We start from the raw sequence: 24573 nt of genomic DNA, 5'->3' as shown, positions 1-24573 counted from the left end.
GGCATGATCCGCCCACTCCTGCTCGCGTTTGCGGTGCTGCTCGGCAGCAATGCCGCGTCCGCGCAGACGTTTCCGAAGTTCACGGGCTTCGTCGTCGATGCAGCCAACGTGATCCCGCCGGAACAGGAAGCGGCGCTGACCAAGCGGCTCGACGACCTGCAGAAGACGACCGGCAACCAGCTGGTCGTCGCGACCGTGCCCGATCTCGAAGGCTATCCGATCGAGGATTATGGCAATCGGCTGATCCGAAGCTGGGGCGTCGGGCTCAAGGACGCGAACAACGGCGCGATCCTGCTGGTCGCGCCGAACGACCGGAAGGTGCGGATCGAGGTCGGATACGGTCTGGAGCCGGTGCTCACCGATGCGTTCTCCAGTGTCGTCATCAACCAGCAGGTCCTGCCACGCTTCAAGGCGGGCGACATGGCGGGCGGTATCGTGGCTGGCGCCAATGCGGTGGCCGAACAGCTGGCGCTGCCCGATGCGGAGGCGCGCGCCAAGGTCACGGCCGCGGCGGCGGAGTACGACGAGACGCACCGCCAATCGAGCTCGGGCGGCGGGGGCGTGCCGATCGGACTGATCTTCTTCGGCATCGTGCTGGCGGCGATCGTCATCCCGATGCTGTCGCGACGGGCCGGGGGGAAGCGCTATACTGATGGCGGAAGCCGGGGTCGCGGCAGTGGCGCGCTGCCCATCGTGTTGTGGAGCATTGCCGACGCGATGACGCGCGGCGGTGGCAGTGGCGGTGGTGGCTGGAGCGGTGGCGGCGGCGATAGCGGTGGCGGCGGGGGCTGGGGCGGCGGTGGTTTCGGCGGCGGCGGCGGTGGATCCGGCGGCGGCGGCGGCGCATCGGGGAGTTGGTGACATGCGGTTGAGCGACGCCGACCACGACCGCGTCACTGCAGCGGTGACGCGGGCCGAGACCGCGACGACCGGCGAGATCGTCACGATCGTCGCGCGGCAGTCCGATTCCTATCACGACGTGTCGCTGCACTGGGCCGTGCTGGCCATGCTGCTGGCACTCGCGTTGCTTGCGTACCACCCGGTCGCGGCGGAGCATATCTACGCGCTGATCGATCCCTGGCAGGCGGCACCGCAGGGTGCGCTGTACATGGTTGCGCTGGTGCTGGTGACTTTGGTGTTCCTAGCGGTGCGGCTGGCGCTGGCGTCGACGCCGGCAAGGCTCGCCTTGACGCCCGGTGCGACCAAGGCGCGGCGCGTCCGGCGGCGGGCGCTGCTCCTGTTCCGCGCCGGTGCCGAAAAGCGGACCAGGGGCGCCACCGGCGTGCTGCTGTATCTGTCGCTCGCCGAGCACCGGGCGGAAATCATTGCCGACGATGCGATCCACTCACGCGTGCCGAACGAAACCTGGGGGGCGGCGATGGCGGCTGTGCTGGCCGGTGTGCGCGACGATCGTCCCGCCGACGGCATGGCCGATGCGGTCGCGCAGATCGGCGCGGTGCTCGCCGAGCATTTTCCGCGGACCGGTGCGCCGGTAAACGAACTTCCGGACAGGCTGATCGAACTATGAGCAAGACCGTATGGGCCGGGAAATTCCTGACCGTGCAGACCGAGGGCACGTGGGAATTCGCCGCGCGCCAGGGCGACATCGCCGCAGCGGTGATCATTGCGATCGATGACGGCGACGTGATCCTGGTGGAGCAGTTCCGGGTACCGCTGGGGCGGACTTGCCTGGAACTGCCGGCGGGACTGGTCGGCGACGAGACTGCGGGCGAAAGCGTCGCGGATGCGGCGGGGCGCGAACTGGAGGAGGAGACCGGCTACCGGGCGGACGCGATCGAGGATCTTGGCGTGTTCTATTCGTCGCCGGGGATGACGTCGGAATGCTTCACGCTGGTGCGCGCTACCGGGCTGACCAAGGTCGGTGACGGCGGCGGGGATGGCGACGAGAACATTACCGTGCACCGGGTGGCGCTGGCAGACGTGCCGGCGTTCGTCGCGGAGAAGCGCAAGGCCGGCGTGGCGATCGACACCAAGCTGCTGCTGATCCTGGCTGGGTCGATCCTTTAGCGGCGAGCGACGCGCTCGCTAAACCGCTCAGGATTTGTTTCCCTGCGAAGGCGGGGACCCTGACTGGGCTCCCGCCTTCGCGGGCGAACAAGGAGGTGCGAGAGGGCCTAACGCCTCCCGCTTACTTAAAGTTGTTGGCGTAGCTCTGCAGCTTGAGCGTCTTCTGCGGCGCGGGCACGACGGTGTAGCCGAACCCCTCGCGCTCGCAGTGCGCGATCGCGGCTTCGGCCGTCGGGAACAGCAACCGTACCTGGTCGCGGGTGTCGCCGCTCCCGGCCCAACCGGTGAGCGGGTCGGGGCGCTTGGCCTCCGACGGTTCGAATTCGAGCTGCCAGGCGTCGGTCCGGTGCTTGCCGGACTGCATGGCGTTCTTGGGGCGCTGGAAGATACGGGCGGTAGGCATGCCCCCCCTTATCGCGAACCGGCGGCCCTTGCATCCGCCTTTTTCGTGCGCAGCGTGGCGGAGGCCGCGGCGGGGTCGTCGGGCCAAGGGTGCTTGGGGTAGCGGCCGCGCATTTCCTTTGCGACCGCGGTCCAGCTGCCGGTCCAGAAACCGGGCAGGTCTCGCGTCGTCTGGATCGGGCGGCCGGCGGGAGATGTAAGGCTCAGGACCAGCGGGACGCGGGCTTCGCCGATAACCGGGTGAACCGCCAGGCCGAACAGCGCCTGGACGCGGAGCTCGACGCGAGGGCCACCTTCTGCCGCATAGTCGATCGCGTGGGTGCTGCCGGCGGGGCTCGTGAAATCGGGCGGGGCAAAACGGGTGATGGTCTGCATTGCGTCCCAGCCGAGCAGGTTGCGTAGCGCCTCGGCGAGCGCGCCGGGGGCGATGGCGTCGAGTCGGCGTTTGCCCGTCAGGAGCGGGGCGAGCCATTCGTCTGCGCGGTCTAGAAGGGTGACGTCGTCGAGGGGAACGCCGGCGTACGCGGCGCGGTCACGCAGGGCTTGAGCACCGTCGCTCCACGATAACTGCGCAAGGCCGTGTTCGCGGACACCGTCCAGCAGCGCCGCTAGGATCGCGTCGGGATCGGCGCCGCTGTCTGGGCCGCTCGACAGGCGGATGGCGCCGAATCGGCGTTCGCGTAACGCTTGGATGCCGCCAGTCGCCGGGTCGAACGCCACCGTGCGGTGGGACTGGATGCGGTCTGCGAACAGCGTTTCGATGGTGGCCTGGTCGATCGCTACGGCGGAGAGGATGCGTGCGCCGGCGGCGGAGCCCTGCGTGTCCGCGACGGCGAGCCATTCCGCTCGGGCGAGCGGGGAAGTAGGGTCGAGCTTGAACCCGCGGCCGCCGACCGAGGCCCAGGTTTCCCCGGACGCATCGCGGCGGCGTGCCACGCGGTCGGGGAAGCCGAGCGCGACGCACACGTCTGCTCCCCCGCCCGCGTACGGGAGGGGGTTGGGGGGTAGGCGCCCGGTCTCGACGTCGCGCGACGTGGACGGCGCGAGCCCACCCCCCAGCCCCCTCCCGCTAGCGGAAGGGGGGGCAAGTTTCGCCCAGCGATCGGCCATTGCGCGTGCCGCTTGCACCTTGGGGCCACGCTCGCTTTTCCATCTGCGGAGGCGGGTTTCGAGGTCCACGTCCTGTCCACCTATGCCGCGTTCGCCTAGCAGGACTGCGATTTGGGCCGCGACCGGCGCCAAGCCGCGTTCGCCGGCCCTCAACAGCATGTGCGCCAGTCTTGGCGGCATCGGTAGTTTCGCTATGCCTCGACCGTGCGACGTGGGACGGCCGTCCTCGATGGCTTCCAAAGTCGTCAGGCGGGTCAGCGCCTCGTCGATCGCGGCGGCGGGGGGTGGGTCGATCCAGCGTAGGTCTCGGGGATCGCCGACACCCCAGAGTGCGCAGGCAAGGACTAGTGCCGACAGATCCGCCTCCAAGATCTCGGGCGGATCGTAGCGCGGGAGGCCGGCGGTGGCGGCCTCTTCCCACAGGCGGTACGCTATGCCGGGCCCGAGGCGCGCGGCGCGGCCAGCGCGTTGGGTCACCGCGGCTTGGCTCGCGCGTTCCGTTACCAGCCGTGTCATGCCGGCGGCGCGGTCGTACCTCGGGCGTCTGGCGAGGCCTGAGTCGACGACGATGCGGATGCCATCGAGCGTGAGACTGGTCTCGGCGATGCTGGTGGCGAGCACGACTTTGCGCCGACCATCGGGTTCGGGGAGGATCGCGGCACGCTGGGCTGCGGGGTCGAGGCTGCCGTGGAGTTCGTGCAGAACGATATCGTCGGGCAGGTTGGCGAGGCGGTCGGCGGTACGCTCGATCTCCGCGACGCCGGGGAGGAAGGCGAGCACGCCGCCTTCCGCTTCACCGAGGGCGCGACGGACGGCGGAGGCGACCGAGTCCTCGATGCGCAACTCGGCTTGGCGGCCGATGTGGCGGAGCGTCAGGGGATAGCTCCGGCCTTCGCTCTCGATGACGGGGGCGCCCTCTCCATCGGGGTCCATCAATGCCGCGAACCGCGCGCCGTCGAGGGTTGCGGACATTGCGACGATGCGGAGGTCGGGGCGGAAACCGGCCTGCACGTCGAGCGCGAGGGCAAGGCCGAAATCGCCGTCCAGGCTGCGTTCGTGGACTTCGTCGAACAGCACGGCCGAGATGCCGGCGAGTTCCGGATCCGCTTGGATGCGCGCGACGAAGATACCCTCCGTGATGACCGTCACGCGGGTCGCGGCGGAGCGCTTGCTGTCCATGCGGGTGGCGTAGCCAAAGGTGGCGCCGACTGGTTCGCCCGCGGTCGAGGCCATGCGCTCGGCGGCGGCGCGGGCGGCCAGGCGGCGCGGGGACAGGAGGAGAATCTCGCCGGTGCACCAGGGTTCGGCGAGGAGCGCGGGAGCGACCGCGGTGGTCTTGCCGGCACCTGGGGGGGCAACCAGGACCGCCGAGGTGCGTTCGCGGAGCGCGGCGAGAAGGTCGGGCAGTACGGCTAAGATCGGGAGTGGCGGCGCGGTCATGCGGGCCTGCTGCCACAAGGAAGGGTCTCGCGACAGGTTTTGTGGTGGGGCCTGCAACCTCTCGGCCGCCTCATGACGGGGCTGGTACTTACAGTACCTCTTCGGTGAAGACCGGGGCCACGTTGGGAAATGTTGCTGACTATGGGTGCGCTCCGTAACGCCGACCTTTCCAACTGGGCCCCGGCCTCCGCCGGGGAGGTGCACTTGTTCGAGCGGTATTGGTCGCAAGCTCGTCCAGCTTGAAGAAGTGCCGGCACCCGCGTGCTTATCGGCCGCCCCTTCCCCGCGCCCCTACCACCGAAGGCTGGCAAGCGCTCCCGAACCTGCTAGATGCGGCGGCAGTAATCATGGCGTCCGATCCTTCCCCCAACCCGACCACGGCGATACGCCGCACTTCCGACCGGCTGCGCGGCGGGTTCGCACATGCCTGGGCGAGTCGCTGGACCAAGGCCGCGCTTGCGGTGTTCGTCCTGGGGCTTATCGCGATTTTCGCGTTCTGGCTGGCGGTCGTCCGAGGCCTCCCCTCGGTCGATACGCTGCGTACCTACGAACCGCCGCTGCCGACCAACGTCCGCGGAATCGATGGCGCGCCGATCCACAGCTACGCGCGCGAACGCCGCGTCGAGCTCAGCTACGCCGAATATCCGCCGCTGCTGGTGAAGGCGTTCCTCGCCGCCGAGGACAAGTCGTTCTTCGAGCATCACGGCGTCGATTATCCCGGTCTCGCCGGCGCGGTGTACGACTATGCGACCAAGCTCGGCACCGGCAAACGCGCCAAGGGCGGCTCGACGATCACGCAGCAGGTCGCGAAGAACCTGTTGATCGGCAACGCCTATTCGCCATCGCGCAAGCTGCGCGAGGCGGTGCTGGCGTACAAGATCGAGGATACGCTGACCAAGCAGCAGATCCTGGAATTGTACCTCAACCAGATCGCGCTCGGGCGTAACGCGTTCGGCGTCGAGGCGGCGTCTCACGCCTATTTCGACAAGGAGCTCGACCAGCTCGATCTCGCGCAGCTGGCGTATCTCGCGATCCTGCCCAAGGGGCCGTCGAACTACGATCCGATCCGCTACCCCGAACGCGCGATGACGCGGCGCAATTACGTGCTGAACCGGATGCTCGACAACGGCTTCATCACGCGCGGGCAGTACGATCAGGCGAACGCCGAGCCGCTCGGCACGGTCATGCGGCGGACGCCGACGTTCGAGAGCGTAGGCGGCTATTTCGTCGAGGAGGTTCGCCGCCAGCTGATGGCGAAGTTCGGCGAGAACGCGAAGGATGGACCGTACAGCGTCTATTCGGGCGGCCTGTGGGTGCGGACCTCGTTCGACACGCGGTTGCAGGAGCTGGCGCAGCAGGCGCTCCGGGACGGGCTCGTCCGGTTCGATCGCGGGCGCGGGTGGAACGGGCCGATCAGCCATGTCGCGATCGAGGACGACAACTGGCTCCAGCCCTTGCTGAACAGCAACATCGCGCTCGATTACGATAACTGGGTCGCGGCGATCGTGACGGGCAAGGACGGCAACGCCTGGAACCTGGGCTTCCGTACCGGCAAGACCGGCACGCTGCCGCGCTATGCGGCGCAGATGCCGGTCCGCGGCCAGGGCGGCAACGCGTTCGGTGCGATCAAGACCGGCGACATTATCGCGGTCGCGCCCGAAGGTGGCGAGTTCGCGCTGCGCGCTGTTCCCAAGGTATCGGGCGCCTTCGTCGTCGAGGAGCCGGCGTCGGGCCGCGTTCTGGCGATGCAAGGCGGCTTCGACGACCGGCTGCAGGCGTTCAACCGTGCGACGCAGGCGATGCGCCAGCCCGGGTCCACCATCAAGCCGATCGTCTATTCCGCCGCGCTAGACAACGGCATGACCCCCGCCTCGATCATCGTCGACGGGCCTTTCTGCGTCTATCAGGGCGCGCGACTGGGGCAAAAATGCTTCCGCAACTTCGGCAATTCGCGCGGCGCCGGGCCGCACACGATGCGCTGGGGCATCGAGCAGTCGCGCAACCTGATGACGGTGCGGACCGCGGCGCAGACGGGCATGCCAAAGGTCGTCGCCACCATCAAGAAGATGGGCGTCGGCGATTATTCGCCCTACCTCTCGTTCGCGCTGGGCGCCGGCGAGACGACCGTCGGGCGGATGGTCAACGCGTATTCGATCCTCGCCAACAACGGCAAGGGCGGCCCGCCGTCGCTGATCGACTTCGTCCAGGATCGGCACGGCAAAGTGATCTGGCCGGAGAACTGGCGCGCCTGCGACCGCTGCAACGCGCCCGACTGGGACGGCAAGCCGATGCCGCGTCCGGTCGCGCGCCAGCGCCAGGTACTCGACGCGATGACCGCCTACCAGATGGTCCACATTACCGAGGGCGTGGTCCAGCGCGGCACCGCGGTGACGCTGCGCGATCTCGATCGACCGATGTTCGGCAAGACCGGCACCAACAGCGGACCGACCGACGTGTGGTTCATCGGCGGCACCCCGCAGTTCGTCGGCGGGCTGTATATCGGCTACGACACGCCGCGGAACCTCGGTGGCGCAGCGCAAGGCGGAACCCTCGCCGCGCCGATCTTCAAGCAGTTTGCGGTGAAGGCGTATGACGGGCTGGAGAAGCTGCCGTTCCGCGCGCCCGCCGGGATCCGCATGGTCCGGATCGATCGCGCCAGTGGCCGCCCGGTCTATGGCGCCTGGCCCGATACGAGCGATCCCAAGGCCAGCGTGATCTGGGAAGCGTTCAAGCCCGAGAGCGAGCCGCGCCGTGCGGCCAGGCGTTCGGGACCTGCTCCGGTCGCTGCGGCAACCGTTGCCGTAAAGAAGGCCGAAGCGCCACACGACAGCGATTTCTTGCAAAGACAAGGCGGAATCTACTAGCGCAGTTCCTACATCGTCATTCCAGCGGAAGCTGGAATCTCAAGCCGCACCCGCGCGCTTGCGGACGGAGATCCCAGCGTTCGCTGGGATGACGGACTTTTTGGAGAATACCCATGCGCGCCGAAGCGCAGGCTCACGTAGACACCATCAACGACGCGCTGGCGCTGCTGCGCCGCTTCCTCGACTGGGACCGCGCGCTGCGTCGTCTCGACGAGCTGAACGCGCGCGTCGAGGATCAGGCGCTCTGGTCCGACCCGAAGGCCGCGCAGGAGGTGATGCGCGAGCGTCGTCGTCTCGACGAGGCGATCAGCGCGACGCGTGCGATCGAGAGCGAGCTCAGCGACACCGCCGAGCTGATCGAGATGGCCGAGGCCGAGGGTGATACCGCGATGGAGGCAGATGGCGTAGCCGCGCTCGCCGAACTCGCCGCGCGTGCCGACAAGGACAAGATCAAGGCGCTGCTCGCGGGCGAGGCCGATGGCAACGACACCTATATCGAGGTGAACGCGGGCGCTGGCGGCACCGAGAGCCAGGACTGGGCGGGCATGCTCAGCCGGATGTATTCGCGCTGGGGCGAGCGCCACGGGCTGAAGGTCGAGCTGATCGATCACCATTCGGGCGAGCAGGCAGGCATCAAGTCGGCCACGCTGCTGCTGAAGGGCGAGAACGCGTACGGCTATGCCAAGACCGAGAGCGGCGTGCACCGGCTGGTCCGGATCAGCCCCTACGACTCGGCCGCGCGGCGGCACACGTCGTTCGCCAGCGTCTGGGTGTATCCGGTCGTCGATGACAATATCGAGGTCGAGTATAACGAGAGCGACCTGCGGATCGACACCTACCGCGCGTCCGGTGCCGGCGGTCAGCACATCAACACGACCGATTCGGCGGTGCGTATCACGCACATTCCGACCGGTATCGTCGTGCAGTGCCAGAACCAGCGTTCGCAGCACAAGAACAAGGCCGAAGCCTATAACCAGCTTCGCGCACGTCTGTACGAACGCGAACTGGCGATCCGGGAAGCCGCGGCCAACGCCGAGAACGCGGGCAAGACCGACATCGGCTGGGGTCACCAGATCCGCTCCTATGTACTGCAGCCGTACCAGATGGTGAAGGACCTGCGCACCGGCGTGGTGTCGACCAGCCCGTCGGACGTGCTCGACGGCGATCTCGAGGCGTTCATGGCGGCGGCCTTGTCGCAGCGCGTGACCGGCGAGGCTGTCGAGGTGGAGGACGTCGATTGAGCTTTCGGGGTGCCCTTGCCCTGATGGTCCTGCCGACGCTCGCGCTTGGCGCCTGCGACGGCAGCAAGCCGCTGATCAAGCATGAGCCCAAGGAGCCGGTGTTTCCCGCCGCGGACCGTCCGGTCGCGTCGATCGTCTCGACGCGCTGGTCGAACGAGGAAGCCCGCGACCGGCTGAACGAGGCCGGCGAAGTCATGAACAAGGCCGAGATCCGCAAGGGCATGACTGTCGCGGACATCGGCGCGGGCGAGGGATACTACACGATCCGCATGGCCGCGCGCGTCGGCAAGGACGGCCGCGTGCTGGCGGAGGACATCTTCCCCGCGGTGCGCGACCAACTAGCCGAGCGCGTCGCGCGCGAGGATCTGGCCAACGTCAGCGTGAAGCTGGGCGAGGCGAACGATCCGAAACTGCCAGACGCGAGCTTCGACCGCGTGGTGATGGTGCACATGTACCACGAGATCGAGCAGCCGTACGAGTTCCTGTGGCGGTTGCGGCCGTCGCTTAAGCCCGATGGGCTGGTAGTGGTGGTCGACGCGAACCGGCCGACGCAGAACCACGGCACGCCGCCGGCCTTGCTGAAATGCGAATTCGCCGCGGTCGGCTATACGCAGGTGGATACCGACGACATGCCCTCGGCGGGGGGCTATCTGGCCACCTTCCGCGCCACCGGCCCCCGCCCCGCCCCCGAAGCGATCCGCGCCTGCCGACTGGGGTGAGATCGGGTTTCTAGTTCTTATCGATCCAGATGCACCACTCCGGCGACGGCCGGGGCCCAATTGGAGAGGTTGCAGTAACCGCGTTCCGTGCTTCGTTAACAACGTTCCCCAATTTGGCCTCGGCCTTCGCCGGGGTGGTGGAATTGGGGGACGCGTTCTTCACACCACCCCGACAGCCCGCAAGCTCGTCACTTCGTCCCCCGCGATCACCAAGTGATCAAGCAACACCATTTCCAGAGTCCGTAAACCCGCCGCGAGCGCCCGCGTGAACGCTAAATCGCGCTCGCTTGGCGTCGCATCCCCGCTCGGATGGTTATGCGCCATCACCACGCCTACCGCCCCGAACGTCAGCGCATCCACTGCGATCGTTCGGATCGAAACCGCGACCTGATCGCGCTCGCCCACGACATGCCGCATCCCGAGAAGCCTCCGATCCGGATCAAGATACGCGATCGCCACCATCTCCACGGTCGCCTCGCGCAACCCGGCAAACAGCGTACGCGCCGCCGCGAGGTTGGCGATACGAGGGGAAGGCACGGGCAACGGCGGCACATACTCGCCTGCCCCGCAACGCCGGCTACCGCACGCGCAACTACATCCACTTGAGCCCGACTGCGCAGCCGACTACGCAAACCCGATGCGCCAATATCTAGACCTCATGGACCGCGTGCTCTCGACCGGTGTCGAGACGATGGACCGCACCGGCACCGGCACGCTGAGCGTGTTCGGCGCGCAGATGCGCTTCGATCTCGCGCAGGGCTTCCCGGTCCTTACCACCAAGAAGCTTCACCTCCGCTCGATCATCGTCGAGCTTTTGTGGTTCCTCCGGGGCGACACCAACGTTCGCTGGCTACAGGAGCGCAAGGTGGCGATCTGGGACGAATGGGCGGACGAAGCGGGCGACCTCGGCCCGGTCTACGGCAAGCAGTGGCGCGACTGGATCGCCGCGGATGGCCGCCACATCGACCAGATCGCCGAGCTGATCGCGCAGATCCGGACCAACCCCGCCTCGCGCCGCCAGATCGTCAGCGCGTGGAATCCGGGCGACCTGCACGCGATGGCGCTCGCGCCGTGCCACTGCCTGTTTCAGACGCATGTCGCGAACGGCAAGCTGTCGCTCCAGCTCTACCAACGCTCGGGCGACATCTTCCTCGGCGTGCCGTTCAACATCGCCAGCTACGCGCTGCTGACGCATATCCTCGCGCAGCAATGCGGGCTGGAGGTCGGCGAGTTCATCTGGACCGGCGGCGATTGCCATCTCTATTCGAACCATCTCGAGCAGGCGCGCCTGCAACTCAGTCGCGACCCCGGCCCTCTTCCGCGCCTGGAGATCGTGCGGAAGCCGGACTCGATCGACGCGTACGAATATGAGGATTTCGTCCTCCACGGTTACGTCGCGCAGGCGCATATCAAGGCGCCCGTCGCGGTCTGAACCGAGAGCGAATCGCAATAGGAACCCGGCGCGCGCTGTACGGTTCAGACGCGCATGGACATCACACAGCTCATTCTCGACGAACACGCGCAGCAGCGTAACCTCTTCGCCCAGATCGATTCGATCGACGCGAAGGATACCGAGGCGCTGTCGGCGCTCTGGACCCGCCTAAAGAACCTGCTCGACGCGCATGCCGAGGCGGAGGAGCGCTTCTTCTACCCGCGATTGATGAAGATCGGCACCGGCGGCAACGACGCCGACTCGGCCGCCGAGGAAACCGAGGACGCGATCGAGGATCACAACGACATCCGCGACACCGGCGAAGCGGTCGACAAGCATCCGGTCGGCTCGGACGCGTGGTTCGCAGCCGTGGGGGAATGCAACAAGGCGAATAGCGATCATCTCGCCGAGGAAGAGCGCCAAGGCCTGACCGACTTCCGCAAGCATGCGACCCTCGAGGAGCGGCACGAGCTTGGGGTGCGGTTTGCGGCGTTCGAGGCGAATCATCTCAACGGTGTGAAAGTAGTCGACAAGGATCCCGACGCGTATGTGAAAGAACACGCGCCCAACTGAGCTGAACGCGGTGCGTTGCCGCGACCAGGCGTTCGGCTATGGTCGTGGCGTTGCCTCTGTCTAAGCCTTTCCGGGAAGAAGCGGTCCGCCGCGTCCTAACGTGACCAAACGCCACGACCGGCAATCGCGCGACGCGACACACATCGATTGTGGTTCGGTACCTGAACCTGAGAGGCAGACTCATCATGGACTATACCAAGCTCGGCGCCACTGGCCTGGACGTGTCGCGATTATGCCTCGGTTGCATGACCTACGGCATCCCCGACCGCGGCAATCACGCCTGGACTCTCGACGAGGACACGAGCCGACCGATCCTGCGGGCGGCGATCGAGTCGGGTATCAACTTCTTCGATACCGCGAATGTCTATTCTGACGGCACGTCCGAAGAGATCGTCGGACGCGCGCTCAAGGAATATACCCGCCGCGACGAGGTCGTGATCGCGACCAAGGTGCACGGCCGCATGCGCCCCGGTCCAAACGGTGCCGGACTTAGTCGCAAGGCCATCATGGCCGAAATCGATGCGAGCCTAGCGCGGCTCGGTACGGACTATGTCGACCTCTACCAAATTCATCGGTTCGATTACGACGTGCCGATCGAGGAGACCCTGGAAGCGCTGCACGACGTCGTGAAGGCAGGCAAGGCGCGGTACATCGGTGCGTCGTCGATGTACGCGTGGCAGTTCGCGACGATGCTGCACGTCAGCGAAGCCAACGGCTGGACACGATTCTCCACGATGCAGGATTACCTCAACCTGCTGTACCGCGAGGAAGAGCGCGAAATGTTGCCGCTGTGCGCGGCCGAAGGGATCGGCGTGATCCCGTGGAGTCCCCTCGCCCGTGGACGGCTGACGCGCGAATGGGACGAGACCACCGGCCGGTCGCAGACCGATGAGTTCGGCAAGACGTTGTACGCACATACCGCCGATGCGGACCGTCGGGTCGTCGAGACGGTCGCGGCGATCGCAACCGAGCGCGGTGTACCAAGGGCGCAAGTGGCGCTCGCCTGGGTGTTGTCGAAACCCGAAGTCTCCGCCCCGATAATTGGTGCCTCGAAGACTGCGCATCTGGATGACGCGGTCGCTGCGCTGGAACTCGGGCTGACCGAGGCGGAAATCGCGCGACTGGAGCAGCCGTACGTACCGCACGCGGTCGTCGGCTTTGTTTGAGCCAACCGCGCGCGTTGCGCGCGGCAGACATCAGGGAACGTCGGCAATCCGCACGGCAAGGAAGCAGATCGCATGTATCTACCAGGTCTGATTGCGGTTGTGGCACTGGCGCCGCTGGGGTCCGAGCCCGCCGCGATACGGCCTGGAACGATCACGGTCATGGCGGATCGCGATCGGGCTGTTCCCGACAGCGTCGAAGGCATGTTCGTCGACGCGGTCCAGCACGCGCTTCTGAAGACACTTTTCTTGCCGTTGCCGAACCCGAGCCACAGCCGATATGTCGCCACGATCACAGTGTTCCGGACACCGCGCGGCGTCGTTGCATCAAGCGATCGCGGGTCGTCGTCAGGATCGAGCGTTTCGTACGGCGGGGGTGGCCTCGCGCTGAGCCTGCCTTCCAAAAAGGCTCAGCTTCGCGGGTTGACCGAGACCCGCCTGAAGGTAACCGTTTCGCTTCGCGGCGACGATCGCGTCGTGTGGACCGGCCAGGCGATCACGGTAAGGGTCGACGGCACCCGGAACGGAGAGCCTTCCGTCATCGCCACGACCCTTTCCGACGCGCTGATGGCGCGGTTTCCCTATCGTCTGACAGAAACCCTATCCGTGCCCTGAAATAGCGACGTGGAGCGGTAGAGGGCGTTCTTCAGACTATTGCCGCATGCCTCTTCGGTGCCGCACGGCTCGACCGCGGCATCAGACACCCAGTTCCGACATGGATACCGCACGGTGCTCGCGCGCGCTGATCTCGGCGGCGGTGCCGATCGCGACCGCGCGCAGCCCGTCTTCCGCTGTGACCTGTACGGGGCCCTCGCCGCGGACCGCTGCGGCGAACGCCGCGTGCTGGTAGTAGGTCGCGCCTTCGTGCGAGCCGGCGGCCTTGGCGGCCGGGTCGACGGCAACGTGGCTGCGTTCGACAGCTTTCGGGTTCAGGAATCCCACGCGGGGGGAGTAGACCAGTTCGCCTGCCGGGATCAGCACGTCGAGCCGGGCGGCGTCGCCGGTGGCGGACATCTCCTCCTGGTTCTCGGCACCGTCGGCGAACATGCTGAGGTCTAGCATTGCCCTCACGCCATTCGCGAAATCGACGGTCGTGAAGCTATTGTCGATGATGTCGGGACGCTGGCCGTCATAGCGTTCGTCGAGATGGTTCACGTCCATCGCGCCCGAGCAGTAGACCCGGACCGCTTCGGAGCCGACTATCAGCCGCATGAGGTCGAAGAAATGGCAGCATTTCTCGACCATCGTGCCGCCGGTGTTGCGCGAGAAGCGGTTCCAGTCGCTGACCTTGGGAAGGAACGGGAAGCGGTGTTCGCGGATCGAGAGCATCTGGAGACGACCAACACGCCCGCCGTGGATCTGTTCGATGAATGCGGCGGCGGGGGGCATGAAGCGGTATTCCATGCCCGTCCAGAACGGTTTTGCGTGAGCGGCGGCGCGCTCGACGATCCAGCGCGCGTCCTCCATCGTCGTCGCCAGCGGCTTCTCGCACAGGATCGCGGCGTCCATGTCGAATAGCCGTTCGAGCACGTCACGGTGCGTGTTGTTGGGCGAGGCGATGACGATCGCATCGACGTCGGCGCGCTTTGCGAACGCCTCGACCGAGTCGAACCGGGCGACGCCAGCGGCGCGGTCGCCCAGAGCATCAGCCGCCCAGTCGATCGAAGTCGCGACCGGATCGGCGATCGCGACGATCTCGGCGCCCGGCAGGATCGCCAGGTTGCGAAGGTGTTCGACGCCCATCATGCCCGTTCCGACGACGCCGTATCTGATCGTGGCTACCAAGCTGTCATTCCCTATGCCATGGCCGCCTGCATGACGACGATCCGCCTTTCCAACGACCTTCGCCCGCTCGGCAAGAGCGAAATCCTTGTTTCACCGATAGCCTGGGGCATGTGGCGGCTGGCCGGAGAGGTCGCGCCGGTCCACGCGATGATCGAGGCGGCCTTGGGGGCCGGGATCAACTTCTTCGACACTGCCGACATCTATGGCTGCGATGTGCCCGCCGGGTTCGGTTCGGCCGAAGAGCTGTTCGGGCGCACGCTGGCCGAGGATGCGAGTTTGCGTGCGCGGATGGTGATCGCGACGAAGGGCGGCATCCGCCCCGGCATCCCGTATAATTCGGGCGCGGCCTATCTCGCCGACGCGCTCGATGCCTCGCTGACCCGGATGGGCGTCGAGCAGGTCGACCTGTACCAGATCCACCGTCGCGATTTCCTGACGCATCCGCAGGAGGTAGCGGAGACGCTGACCCGGATGGTCGAGACGGGCAAGATCCGCAGCATCGGTGTCTCGAACTACAGCGTGCACGAGTTCGATGCGTTGCAGGCTTTCCTGGGCCAGCCGATCGTCAGCACCCAGCCCGAATTCTCGCCGCTGCGGACCGCGCCTTTGTTCGACGGGACGCTCGATCACGCCATGCGGCACGATGTCGCGGTGATGGCGTGGTCGCCGCTCGGTGGCGGGCGACTGGCGCTGGACGACCACCCGGCGGCAAAGCTGCTCGCCGAGCATGGCGCGCGCTACGGCGTCGATGCAGCGACCGCGACGCTCGCGTGGATCATGGCGCATCCGGCGCGAATCATTCCGATCGTCGGTTCGCAGACCCCGGAGCGGATTGCCGCGTCGGCGGAAGCGTACAAGGTCGAGTGGACGCGTAGCGAATGGTATGCGGTGCTGCAGGCCGGAATGGGTGAAAATTTGCCATGACGGAATTGCCTCCCTGCGAGATCAGCTGGTTCTCGGCGCTCTGCGACGATGACTATGAGTTCCTCGGCGTGCCTGACGCGGCGCTGAAATCGAGCTGGGAGCATTGTCGCGACATCGTGATGCAGGCCGAGACCGCCGGATACGACAATATCCTGCTGCCGTCGGGCTATGCGCTGGGGATCGACACGACTGCGTTTGCCGCGGGGATCGCGCCGATGCTGAAGCGGTTGCGGCTGCTGATGGCGGTGCGGATCGGCGAGAGCTGGCCGCCGCAACTCGCGCGGCAGATCGCCACGATCGACCGGATGCTCGGCGGACGGCTGGCGATCAACATCATCTCGAGCGACCTGCCGGGCGAAAAGCTGGAAAGCGCGCCGCGCTATGCGCGCACGGTCGAAGCGATGCACATCCTGCGGACGTTGCTCGACGGGAAGCCGCTCGATCATGATGGGGAATTCTGGAAGCTGAAGGTCGATCCACCGCGGGTGACGACGGTTTCGGGGAGATGCCCGGCATTGTATTTCGGGGGGCTGTCGGAAGCGGCGCGCGATGCGGCGGCGACCAATGCCGACGTGTATCTGATGTGGCCGGATACTATGGATGCGGTGCGGGCGATCGTTGCCGATCTGCGTGCGCGGGCGACCAAGCATGGTCGCACGTTGAAGTTCGGCTACCGGGTCCACGTCGTGGTGCGCGAGACCGAGGCGGAGGCGCGTGCTGCGGCAGATCGGCTGTTGTCGAAGCTAGACGATGCCGAGGGACGTGCGATCCGGGAGCGGTCTTTGGACTCGCAGTCGGCTGGCGTGAGGCGTCAGGCTGAACTGCGCGAAGGATCGGACGATGGGTATGCCGAGGCAAACCTGTGGACCGGGATCGGGCGGGCTCGGTCAGGGTGCGGGGCGGCTATCGTCGGCGACCCGGACCAGGTGCTGGCCAAGCTGAACGCGTACCGGGCGGAGGGGATCGATGCGTTCATTCTCTCTGGGTATCCGCATGCGGCGGAGGCGGACCTGTTCGCGCGGCATGTGTTGCCGCGGATCGAGCATGGGCCTTTGGTGGTTTGAGAGACAGCCTCTACCGCAAATTTTACCACCCCGGCGAAGGCCGGGGTCCAATTAGGACACGGTAGTAACGTAGGGCAGTCCGTCTTTACTGGGGACTTTCCAATTGGGCCCCGGCCTTCGCCGGGGTGGTGTTGGGTTGGCGATGCTGCCCCCTCCTTGTTCTCCCGCGAAGGCGGGAGCCCAGTCTGGATCCCCGCCTTTGCGGGGAAACAAGCTTCCTCACTCGCGTGGGATAGCCGGCGAACAAATTCGAGGGTGAGTGCGGGCCTGTCCGCCCCTCTGCAACCAAATAACCGGGTCGGCGAAGAGAAACTGGCTAGCCTCCCGGCCACGCTCGTCCATGCTAAGCGCTTATGACCAAGCCTACCAAGACCGTCGCACAACTCAGCGCCCGCGCCCGCGCTCTCCTGTTCGCGCTCGTCGTTACCGCCGGTATCCTCAATCTCGTTGACCGCCAGATCATCTCCGTCCTCAAACCGACGATCGCTGCCGATCTCGGCTGGAGCGACGACGACTACGGCACGCTCGCCGCGTGGTTCCAGGGGGGCGCGGCGTTCGCGTTTCTGTTCACCGGGTGGATCGTCGACAAGCTCGGCGTCAAATGGGCGAACCCGATCGGCGTCGCGGCGTGGAGCATCGCGGCGATGGCGCATGGCTGGGCGCGGTCGATGACCGAGTTCGTGATGATCCGCGTGAGCCTCGGCGCGACCGAGGCGATGGGGACACCCACCGGGATCAAGACGATCGCGTCGGTGTTGCCCAAGAACTGGCGGTCGAGCGGGTTCGGCGCGACCAATGCCGCCAACAGCATCGGCGCGATCCTGGCGCCGCTCGCGATCCCTGGCGTCGCGTTGCTGGTCGGGTGGCGTGGAACGTTCGTGGTGGCGGCGGCACTCGGGCTTGTCTGGGCAGCCGCGTGGCTGATCGCGACGCGGCGCGTGCGCTTTTCTCTGCCGCGTCCGGTCGATACCGACACCGCCGCCCCCACCGACTACGGCCCGATCCTGCGCAACCGCCAGACATGGGCGGTCGCCGGCGCGAAAATCCTGTCGGACGCGACGTGGTGGTTGCTGCTGTTCTGGTTGCCCGACTTCTTCCACCGGCAATACGGGCTGACCGGCGTCGCGCTCGGCGTGCCGCTGGCGATTGCGTACGGTGGCGCGGCGGTCGGGTCGTTGCTCGGCGGCGGCGTTTCGACGCGGTTGCTGAGCCTCGGGTACAGCGTCAACGCGGTGCGCAAGGGCATCCTGCTCGTCGCCGCGCTCTGCGTGCTGCCGATTCCACTGGTGCTGTATGCGGGCAATTACGCGGTCACGATCGGGTTGATGGCGCTGACGCTTGCGGCACACCAGGCATTCTCGACCAATCTCTTCGCGCTGATCGCCGATGTCGTGCCACAGGACAAACTCGGGCGCGTGACGGCGTTCGGATCGTTCAACGGCAATGTCGGCGGCATGGTCATTGCCAAGGTCGCGGGTCTCGTGCTCACCGCAGGCCTTGGATATCTCCCGTTATTCCTGTTCGCGAGCGTCTCGTACCTGCTCGCGGTCGGGTGGATTCAGTTGCTCCTGCCAACGCTGCGACCGGTCGAGGCACGCTAAAGCTGACACGAAGCACCTGCATATCGTTCTTTATACCCATCGCTCGAATGGGAATTACAAGGCGGCATCACCTTAGGGGAGGGAACCCATGATCGACCCACGCACCCAGCGGCGCCAGTTCGCGCTGCTCGCCGGCACGGCACTGGCCGCGCTCGCCACCCCGGCCGCGGCCCAGGACGTGCCCGTAACGGCGCCGACGACCGCGCCCGCCCCGGCGGCCGAAAGCGACGAGGTCATCGTCACCGCGCGCTATCGCAACGAGACGCTGCAGTCGGTGCCGATCGCGATCACCGCGGTCAGCGGGCAATCACTCGCCGAACGCCAGTTGAACACGGTCGAGAACATCGCCGCGACCATCCCCTCGGTCGGTTTCCGCAGCGGCGCGTCGAACAAGGATCGCACGATCTTCATCCGCGGCGTCGGCACGATCACGACCTCGCCGGGCGTCGAGCCATCGGTGTCGACCGTCCTCGACGGCGTCGTCCTCACCCGCCCCGGCCAGTCGACGCTGGATCTGGGCGAAGTCGAGCGGATCGAGGTGTTGCGCGGGCCGCAGGGCACGTTGTTCGGCAAGAACGCTTCTGCCGGCGTCGTCAACATCGTCACCCGCAACCCGACCGACGAGTTCCGCGCGTTCGGCGAGGCCGGCATCACCTCGGACGAGGAATACCGGATCAAGGCCGGCATCTCCGGCGCACTCGTGCCCGGCAAGGTGCAGGCGCTGATCGGCGGACTCTACGACGACTATAAGGGTAACGTCCGCAACGTCGCGCAGGGCAAGGACGTCAACGGTTACCGCCGCTACGGCGCGCGCGGCAAACTGGTCGTCACGCCCTCCGACGACCTGAAGTTCACGATCATCGGCGACTACCTCAACTCACACGATACGACGCCGACCAGCGTCTATGCCGCCACCAGCCGCACCGCCTATCCGACCGGTATCGTCACCAACTCGCCCGACCTCGCCGCCGCGCTGGGCGCAAGCGGGATCGTCGGGGGACCGAGCAATCGCCGGACCAACAACAATTCGATAACCGACGTGAAAGACGAGAACTACGGCGGGTCGTTCACCGGCGAACTTGCACTCGGCGACTACCACATCACCTCGATCACCGGTTGGCGGCAATGGCTCAACAACCAGCGCCAGGATTACGACAGCGTTGCCGCGCTCTCGACCGCGTTTCCGTCCGGGCAGGATGCGGGCAGCGTCAATACCAAGCAATTCTCCGAGGAACTGCGGCTGACGTCGCCCAAGGGTGGCCTGATCGATTACGTCATCGGCGCCTATTACCTGCACGCGACGACCGACGAACAGTACCAGCGCACGCTGACCTCGCTCGCCGCCGGTGGCGCGCAGAGCACGACGACGGGCGTCGCGAACTACGGCATCACCAACGACAATTACGCGCTGTTCGGTGAGGCGAACGTCAATTTCACGCCGAAATTCCGCGCTATCGCCGGCTACCGCTCGACGTGGGACAGCCTGGATTTCTATCACGTCCGCACCTCGACCGCGGATCCGCTCAACACCGGCGCGGCGGCGCTCGATCGGCCCGGCGTCCGCGCGTATCACAACGCGACCGGCGGGATCGACAAGCGCGGTGACAGTTACCGCCTCGGGCTCCAGTATGATCTTGGCGCGCACGCGCAGACCTATTTCACCTACTCGCACGGCTACAAGGGCCCGGCGTACAACGTGTATTTCAACATGCGCTCGCTCAACGCGACGACGCCGCTCGACGAAGTGCCGCTGAGCCCCGAGACCTCCAATTCCTATGAGGTCGGGCTGAAGGGGAGCACGTCGGATCGCAGCTTCAGCTATAGCCTGGCTGCGTTCACGACCAATTTCGACGGGTATCAGGCAAGCTTCAACGACGTCGTCGCGGGCGCGCAGGTCAGCCGGCTCATCAACGCCGGGTCGGTCCGTTCGCGCGGGGTCGAGGCGGACGTCACGCTGCGCCCGACCAAGGGCCTGACGCTCGACATCTCGGGCGCCTATACCGACGCGACGGTGCGCAACTTCCTTTGCCCGACCGGCGCGCCGACGAGCTGCAACATCAACGGACAGCCGCTCCCCTATGCGCCGAAGATCAAGCTGTACGAGAATGCGGCGTACAAGTTCGGCATCACCGACACGCTCGCGCTGGAACTGCAGACCGACGTGACGTTCAGCAGCAAGGTGCAATATGCGCTGTCCGAGACGCCGAGCACGGTCCAGCCGTCCTACGCGATCTGGAACGCGAGCGTCGCGGTGCTGAGCGACACGTCCGGCTGGCAACTGCGCGCGTACGTCAAGAACCTGACGAACACGTCCTACTCGTCGTTCCTCACCGCGGGCACGTTCGCGGGCACCGTCCGGTTCGTGCCGCGCGACGACAAGCGCTACGCCGGGCTGTTGCTGCGCAAGGACTTCTGACGAGGCGTCCGGATACGGAAACTCCTCGCTGGTCTTGAACGCCAGCGAGGATAGCCGGCGACGGCTGGGGATCGTTGCGCTGTGTCTGACCGCGCCGCGCTCCGCTGCCGTCGACACGATCCGCCAGCAAGTCAGCCGAATGCAGTCAAGTCGAGTGTCCCGGTCGCCCGCAGCAGGGCGGTCTCGCTGGTCAGCAAGTCGCTGCGGCTGTTCGCCAAGGCCAGTTGCGCACCACGCAGGCTTTCGTCGGCGATCAGGATGTCGAGCGTCGAGCGCAGTCCGACCGCGTACTCGGCCTTCACGCCAGCCAATGCGCGATCGGCGGCGGTGACCGCTTGCGTGTTGGCATCGACCCGCGTCCTGGCGGCGACGACGTTCGCCCAGGCGGTGTCGGTCGCGCGGATCACGTTGCGCGATACCGCCTCGGTATCGTAGCGTGCGGCTCTTGCATCGGCGGTCGCCTGGCGGACCTGCGACGCGACGAGGCCACCGGTGAGCAACGGCAACCGCAAGGTCGCGCCAGCGGCGGCACTGCGAACATACCCGCCATTGTCGCTGCCCGTGGCATAACCATAGCCATAGCTCGCGCCGACCCCGACGCTGGGCGCGCCATTGCTCCGTGCGACACCGATCCGCGCATCGGCGGCATCATTGGCCGATCGCGCCTGCCGATAGACGGGGTTGGCCTCGATCGCCTGCGCGCGCGCGTCCTCGATCGATGCAGGCAATCCCGCGAGCGTTGCCGGCGGCGGCGCGAGTTTGCCTGCATCGACACCGACGACAGCGCGGTAATCCGCCGCCGCCGCTGCGAGCGCCGCGACCGCGCTGGCTTCGGTCGCGCCGGCCGATGCACGTTGCGCAACCAGCCGAGCGACGTCGGTCTGCGTTCCCGTTCCCAGATCGAACCGAGCCTTCGACTCCGCCACCTGGCTGTCGAGCAACTGGATGTCGGCGCGAACGATCGCGACCGACTCCTGCTGGAACAACAGGTCGGCATAGGCACCCGCAACATCGCTGAGCACCCCGGCGGCGATGTCGCGTACGCCTTCCCCGCCCGCCGCGACGTCGGCGTTGGCGGCGCGGACCGCGGTGCGGACTCGGCCACCGGTCCAGATCGGTAGAGATGCGGACACCGTGCCGCTGGCGCTCCTGCCGCGATCGTAGCGGTCATAGCCGCCGGTGGCGCCCGCGTCCGCGGTCAGCCGGCCGAGCGATCGCGCCTGCTCCGGTGCCTCGGCGAGCGCATCCTGCCGAGCATGCGCAGCGGCAAGCGTCGGATTGCTCGCCACGGCGGCCCGCACCGCATCCGCCAGCGTCTCGGCCGATGCCGGCGACGCCGCGACGAGCAAAGCAGCGCCGGTAAACCAGAGCCTATTCATGGCGAAGTGCCCAGGCCGGCGTTGCCCGCGACGCCCGGATCGACTGCGAGAGAACCGTCGCGATCGCGATCGCCAGCGCCAGCATGCTCGCGGCGATGAAGTACATCGGCGACAACGCGATGCGGTCGTCGAACCCGGCAAGCCATGCCCGCATCGCGACATAGGCCAGCGGCCAGGCGAGCAGGTTGGCGATCAGCACCGGGCGCAGGAACTGGCCGACGAGCAGTTTCACGACGTCGCCCGACGATGCGCCGAGCACCTTGCGGATGCCGATCTCGCGAACCCGCCTCGCGGTGGTGAACGAGGCGAGCCCCCACAGTCCCACGCAACCGATCGCCACCGCCAGCCCGGCGCCGATCGCGAACAGGTTCGCCATACGGTCATCGGCCTTGTAGAGCGTATCGAGCGCCTGCAGCGTCGTGCGCGCTTCGAACGGCACTGCGGGCACCTCGCGCCGCCAGGCATCCTGCGCCGCGTCGGTGATCGCCTTGGTCTCGCCGGTGTAGCGGATCAGCGCAACGGCCGATTTGGGTGGCCGCAAGGTGAACTGATACGCGGTCGGCGAAACCTTGTCGCGCGGCGAGCCGACACGCATGTCCTCGATCACGCCGATGATCGTCCGCGGCGTCTCGACGCCGACGGTCTTGCCGATCGCGGCCTCGGGACTTGCGAAGTGGAAGGCGCGCGATGCGCTGCGGTTGATGACCATGTTGCCAGGCCGGCTATCCGATTGCTCGACGCCGGGCTTGGCCGGGTTGATATCGGCGGGGCGCGAGGGATCGAACAGCCGCCCGGCGAGCAGCTTTGCACCAAGCACGTCGAAATAGCCCGGAATGACGTCGTAGCGTTCCAGCGACGGTCCGGGTCCCGACATGCCCGGAAGCGGATAGGTCGTGGTCGAGACGTATAGGCCGACACCCGGCACCGACGTTCCCACGCTTACGCCGCGTGCGTTCGGCAGGGCGGCAAAGCGGTGGATCAGCGACTCCTGTTGCGCTTCGTCGAGGCTGTCGCTGCCGAACGAACGGACCAGCAACAGACGGTCCCGGTCATACCCGACATCGGCCTCGCGGACGTGGCGGGTCTGCGCGACCAGCACCATCGTCCCAATCATGAGCGCGATCGTGACGGTGAACTGGAACACGACCAGGCCTTCGCGAATTCGCGCGCCTGCACGCCCCCCGCCGGGCGAGCGCGCCGACGCGAGCACCGCCGCCGCCGGCACGCGCGACAGAATCAGCGCAGGATAGAGACCGGACACGGCGCCGACGATGATCGCGAGCAATGCCAGCGGCAGCACCACGCCGTCCGATCCGGCGTAGCGGATCGACAGATCGAGGCCGGTCGCGGCGTTGACCATCGGTACGCCAAGCTCGGCCAGCGCGAGCCCGAATACCGCGGCGATCAGCGCGGTCGCCACCGCCTCGCCGACGAAATGCCGGAGCAGCGTCGCACGGTCCGCGCCGAGCACCTTGCGCATCCCCACTTCACGGGCGCGCAGCCCCGCCCGCGCGGTCGCGAGGTTCACGTAATTCACGATCGCGACGATCAGCGTCAGCAGGCCGATGATCCCGAGCGTGGTCACCATCAGCTTTGCACCGGGTGTCTCGAAATGCGTATCGACCAGCCGCTGCAACGACAAAGCCAGCGTGAAATTGTCGTTACCCGGCGTCTCCGTCTTCACGTGACGCGCGGCGACTCCCGGCAGCGCCGCGGCAAAGCGTGAAACGGCGGCGGCGTCGCGCAACCGGACATAGGTCGCGGTACCGTTATAATTCCACTGGTGACTGTCGGGATAGGTTGGGTCCGCGCGATCCTGCGTGATCACCAGTGGGGCGAGCAGGTCGAACTCGAGCCGTGTATTTTCCGGCAGGTCGTCGATCACCGCGGCCACGCGATAGGCGTAGTGCTGACCACCGAACGACACGGCGAGCGGCGCGCCGATCGGCGACTGCGTACCGAAATATTTGGTAGCCGTACGCTTCGTGATGACGACGGAGGTAGGGTCGACGAACCGCCGGGGCAGCGTCCCGGCGATCGCCTTGAAGGCGAACACGTCGAAGATCGCGGGGTCGACCAGCCCGATCCGCTCGCGAATACCAACCCCGCCCTTCACGACCGCGGCCGTCTTGCCGTCGATGCGCGTGCCGACGATATCGGGCAGGTCTGCCTTGATCGCGGCCCATGCAGCGATCGGCGTCGATTGCCGCGCGCGGACGCTGCTCAGTTGATCGTTGGTCCGGCTTTCGACCAGATATATCTGCTGATGATCGGGCAGCCAGCGCTCATAGCTCGTCTCGAACCGAACATAGAGCGCGAGGACGAGGAACACGGCGATGCCGAGCGCCAGCCCACCGATATTGAGCGCGGCATAGAGCCGATGGCGGGTCAGCGACCGCCAGAAACTGATCAGGGCGAAACGGTTCATGACG

At 66.7% G+C, this 24573-nt stretch carries 20 protein-coding genes; 14 read left to right on the top strand and 6 right to left on the bottom strand.

Translation table 11 applies throughout. The annotated features are described in order from the left end of the window. Positions 1 to 3: 3 nt before the first annotated feature. Genes SJY41_RS19190 through SJY41_RS19180 form a run of 3 tightly spaced genes read left to right on the top strand, consistent with a single transcriptional unit; the run spans position 4 to position 2028 of the window. Positions 4 to 861, top strand: a complete 858-nt coding sequence (locus SJY41_RS19190) for a TPM domain-containing protein (RefSeq protein ID WP_380783819.1) — start codon at positions 4 to 6, stop codon at positions 859 to 861. 1 nt (position 862) lies between these two features. Continuing rightward, positions 863 to 1528 carry a TPM domain-containing protein gene (locus SJY41_RS19185; protein WP_380783818.1) on the top strand — a complete coding sequence of 222 codons (666 nt, stop codon included), beginning with the start codon at positions 863 to 865 and terminating at the stop codon, positions 1526 to 1528. Then, positions 1525 to 2028, top strand: coding sequence for an NUDIX hydrolase (locus SJY41_RS19180; RefSeq protein ID WP_380783817.1), 504 nt, complete (start codon positions 1525 to 1527; stop codon positions 2026 to 2028). The genes SJY41_RS19185 and SJY41_RS19180 overlap by 4 nt, the downstream gene beginning before the upstream one ends. A gap of 121 nt (positions 2029 to 2149) precedes the next feature. On the opposite strand, the gene SJY41_RS19175 is transcribed toward SJY41_RS19180, so the two are convergent. Together SJY41_RS19175 and hrpB are read right to left on the bottom strand one after the other, a co-directional pair. Then, positions 2150 to 2431 carry an ETC complex I subunit gene (locus SJY41_RS19175; RefSeq protein ID WP_380783815.1) on the bottom strand — a complete coding sequence of 94 codons (282 nt, stop codon included), beginning with the start codon at positions 2429 to 2431 and terminating at the stop codon, positions 2150 to 2152. Between the two features lie 8 nt (positions 2432 to 2439). Then, positions 2440 to 4980 (bottom strand): ATP-dependent helicase HrpB, encoded by a 2541-nt coding sequence (gene hrpB / locus SJY41_RS19170; RefSeq protein ID WP_380783814.1) that lies wholly within the window; start codon positions 4978 to 4980, stop codon positions 2440 to 2442. 347 nt (positions 4981 to 5327) lie between these two features. On the opposite strand from hrpB, the gene SJY41_RS19165 reads away from it, so the two are divergent. The 3 genes from SJY41_RS19165 to SJY41_RS19155 all read left to right on the top strand — a co-directional run bounded on the left by SJY41_RS19165 (position 5328) and on the right by SJY41_RS19155 (position 9804). Then, positions 5328 to 7844 (top strand): penicillin-binding protein 1A, encoded by a 2517-nt coding sequence (locus tag SJY41_RS19165; RefSeq protein ID WP_380783813.1) that lies wholly within the window; start codon positions 5328 to 5330, stop codon positions 7842 to 7844. A 113-nt stretch (positions 7845 to 7957) separates the two neighbouring features. Then, positions 7958 to 9085 (top strand): peptide chain release factor 2, encoded by a 1128-nt coding sequence (gene prfB, locus SJY41_RS19160; protein WP_380783812.1) that lies wholly within the window; start codon positions 7958 to 7960, stop codon positions 9083 to 9085. A 23-nt stretch (positions 9086 to 9108) separates the two neighbouring features. Beyond that, a complete protein-coding gene (locus SJY41_RS19155; protein WP_380784194.1) occupies positions 9109 to 9804 on the top strand; it encodes a class I SAM-dependent methyltransferase in 696 nt (231 codons plus the stop codon). Positions 9805 to 9963: 159 nt separating this feature from the next. On the opposite strand, the gene SJY41_RS19150 is transcribed toward SJY41_RS19155, so the two are convergent. After that, positions 9964 to 10356: a JAB domain-containing protein gene (locus SJY41_RS19150; RefSeq protein ID WP_380783811.1), complete on the bottom strand. Its 393-nt coding sequence runs from the start codon at positions 10354 to 10356 to the stop codon at positions 9964 to 9966. Between the two features lie 85 nt (positions 10357 to 10441). Between SJY41_RS19150 and SJY41_RS19145 the strand changes: the two genes are divergently transcribed. The 4 genes from SJY41_RS19145 (at position 10442) to SJY41_RS19130 (ending at position 13587) form a co-directional block, all read left to right on the top strand. Then, positions 10442 to 11236, top strand: coding sequence for a thymidylate synthase (locus SJY41_RS19145; protein ID WP_380783810.1), 795 nt, complete (start codon positions 10442 to 10444; stop codon positions 11234 to 11236). A gap of 54 nt (positions 11237 to 11290) precedes the next feature. After that, complete coding sequence (locus SJY41_RS19140; protein ID WP_380783809.1) at positions 11291 to 11809, top strand: hemerythrin domain-containing protein; 519 nt, start codon at positions 11291 to 11293, stop codon at positions 11807 to 11809. A gap of 185 nt (positions 11810 to 11994) precedes the next feature. Continuing rightward, positions 11995 to 12975 (top strand): aldo/keto reductase, encoded by a 981-nt coding sequence (locus SJY41_RS19135; protein WP_380783808.1) that lies wholly within the window; start codon positions 11995 to 11997, stop codon positions 12973 to 12975. Positions 12976 to 13047: 72 nt separating this feature from the next. Continuing rightward, on the top strand, positions 13048 to 13587 hold the full coding sequence (locus tag SJY41_RS19130; protein WP_380783807.1) for a hypothetical protein: 540 nt from the start codon (positions 13048 to 13050) through the stop codon (positions 13585 to 13587). A gap of 81 nt (positions 13588 to 13668) precedes the next feature. On the opposite strand, the gene SJY41_RS19125 is transcribed toward SJY41_RS19130, so the two are convergent. Further along, a complete protein-coding gene (locus tag SJY41_RS19125) occupies positions 13669 to 14757 on the bottom strand; it encodes a Gfo/Idh/MocA family protein (protein WP_380783806.1) in 1089 nt (362 codons plus the stop codon). Between the two features lie 30 nt (positions 14758 to 14787). On the opposite strand from SJY41_RS19125, the gene SJY41_RS19120 reads away from it, so the two are divergent. The 4 genes from SJY41_RS19120 (at position 14788) to SJY41_RS19105 (ending at position 20762) form a co-directional block, all read left to right on the top strand. Then, positions 14788 to 15681, top strand: a complete 894-nt coding sequence (locus tag SJY41_RS19120) for an aldo/keto reductase family oxidoreductase (protein ID WP_380783804.1) — start codon at positions 14788 to 14790, stop codon at positions 15679 to 15681. Then, positions 15678 to 16745, top strand: a complete 1068-nt coding sequence (locus SJY41_RS19115; protein WP_380783803.1) for an LLM class flavin-dependent oxidoreductase — start codon at positions 15678 to 15680, stop codon at positions 16743 to 16745. Before SJY41_RS19120 ends, SJY41_RS19115 begins: the two co-directional genes overlap by 4 nt. Before the next feature lie 353 nt (positions 16746 to 17098). Beyond that, entirely contained in the window at positions 17099 to 18346 is a 1248-nt protein-coding gene (locus SJY41_RS19110) for an MFS transporter (RefSeq protein ID WP_380783802.1), read from the top strand. Positions 18347 to 18434: 88 nt separating this feature from the next. Continuing rightward, the gene (locus SJY41_RS19105; RefSeq protein WP_380783800.1) at positions 18435 to 20762 is read left to right on the top strand and encodes a TonB-dependent receptor; all 2328 of its coding nucleotides are present in this window, start codon (positions 18435 to 18437) and stop codon (positions 20760 to 20762) included. 131 nt (positions 20763 to 20893) lie between these two features. Here SJY41_RS19105 and SJY41_RS19100 read toward each other — a convergent pair whose 3' ends face one another. Continuing rightward, entirely contained in the window at positions 20894 to 22141 is a 1248-nt protein-coding gene (locus tag SJY41_RS19100; protein ID WP_380783799.1) for a TolC family outer membrane protein, read from the bottom strand. Next, the gene (locus tag SJY41_RS19095; protein WP_380783798.1) at positions 22134 to 24569 is read right to left on the bottom strand and encodes an FtsX-like permease family protein; all 2436 of its coding nucleotides are present in this window, start codon (positions 24567 to 24569) and stop codon (positions 22134 to 22136) included. The genes SJY41_RS19100 and SJY41_RS19095 overlap by 8 nt, the downstream gene beginning before the upstream one ends. Positions 24570 to 24573: the final 4 nt, after the last annotated feature.

The sequence above is a fragment of the Sphingomonas sp. R86520 genome, from assembly GCF_042466285.1.
In the GTDB taxonomy this organism is placed as follows: Bacteria; Pseudomonadota; Alphaproteobacteria; order Sphingomonadales; family Sphingomonadaceae; genus Sphingomonas.
The sequence above is the reverse complement of the archived record's forward strand: the minus strand, read 5'-3'. Positions and strand labels throughout refer to the sequence as shown.

Bases quoted from the DNA above. Each gene is read 5' to 3' on its own strand.
- SJY41_RS19190 (WP_380783819.1), top strand. From the start codon at position 4: ATGATCCGCCCACTCCTGCTCGCGTTTGCGGTGCTGCTCGGCAGCAAT.
- SJY41_RS19185 (WP_380783818.1), top strand. From the start codon at position 863: ATGCGGTTGAGCGACGCCGACCACGACCGCGTCACTGCAGCGGTGACG.
- SJY41_RS19180 (WP_380783817.1), top strand. From the start codon at position 1,525: ATGAGCAAGACCGTATGGGCCGGGAAATTCCTGACCGTGCAGACCGAG.
- SJY41_RS19175 (WP_380783815.1), bottom strand. From the start codon at position 2,431: ATGCCTACCGCCCGTATCTTCCAGCGCCCCAAGAACGCCATGCAGTCC.
- hrpB (WP_380783814.1), bottom strand. From the start codon at position 4,980: ATGACCGCGCCGCCACTCCCGATCTTAGCCGTACTGCCCGACCTTCTC.
- SJY41_RS19165 (WP_380783813.1), top strand. From the start codon at position 5,328: ATGGCGTCCGATCCTTCCCCCAACCCGACCACGGCGATACGCCGCACT.
- prfB (WP_380783812.1), top strand. From the start codon at position 7,958: ATGCGCGCCGAAGCGCAGGCTCACGTAGACACCATCAACGACGCGCTG.
- SJY41_RS19155 (WP_380784194.1), top strand. From the start codon at position 9,109: ATGGTCCTGCCGACGCTCGCGCTTGGCGCCTGCGACGGCAGCAAGCCG.
- SJY41_RS19145 (WP_380783810.1), top strand. From the start codon at position 10,442: ATGCGCCAATATCTAGACCTCATGGACCGCGTGCTCTCGACCGGTGTC.
- SJY41_RS19140 (WP_380783809.1), top strand. From the start codon at position 11,291: ATGGACATCACACAGCTCATTCTCGACGAACACGCGCAGCAGCGTAAC.
- SJY41_RS19135 (WP_380783808.1), top strand. From the start codon at position 11,995: ATGGACTATACCAAGCTCGGCGCCACTGGCCTGGACGTGTCGCGATTA.
- SJY41_RS19130 (WP_380783807.1), top strand. From the start codon at position 13,048: ATGTATCTACCAGGTCTGATTGCGGTTGTGGCACTGGCGCCGCTGGGG.
- SJY41_RS19120 (WP_380783804.1), top strand. From the start codon at position 14,788: ATGACGACGATCCGCCTTTCCAACGACCTTCGCCCGCTCGGCAAGAGC.
- SJY41_RS19115 (WP_380783803.1), top strand. From the start codon at position 15,678: ATGACGGAATTGCCTCCCTGCGAGATCAGCTGGTTCTCGGCGCTCTGC.
- SJY41_RS19110 (WP_380783802.1), top strand. From the start codon at position 17,099: ATGACCAAGCCTACCAAGACCGTCGCACAACTCAGCGCCCGCGCCCGC.
- SJY41_RS19105 (WP_380783800.1), top strand. From the start codon at position 18,435: ATGATCGACCCACGCACCCAGCGGCGCCAGTTCGCGCTGCTCGCCGGC.
- SJY41_RS19100 (WP_380783799.1), bottom strand. From the start codon at position 22,141: ATGAATAGGCTCTGGTTTACCGGCGCTGCTTTGCTCGTCGCGGCGTCG.
- SJY41_RS19095 (WP_380783798.1), bottom strand. From the start codon at position 24,569: ATGAACCGTTTCGCCCTGATCAGTTTCTGGCGGTCGCTGACCCGCCAT.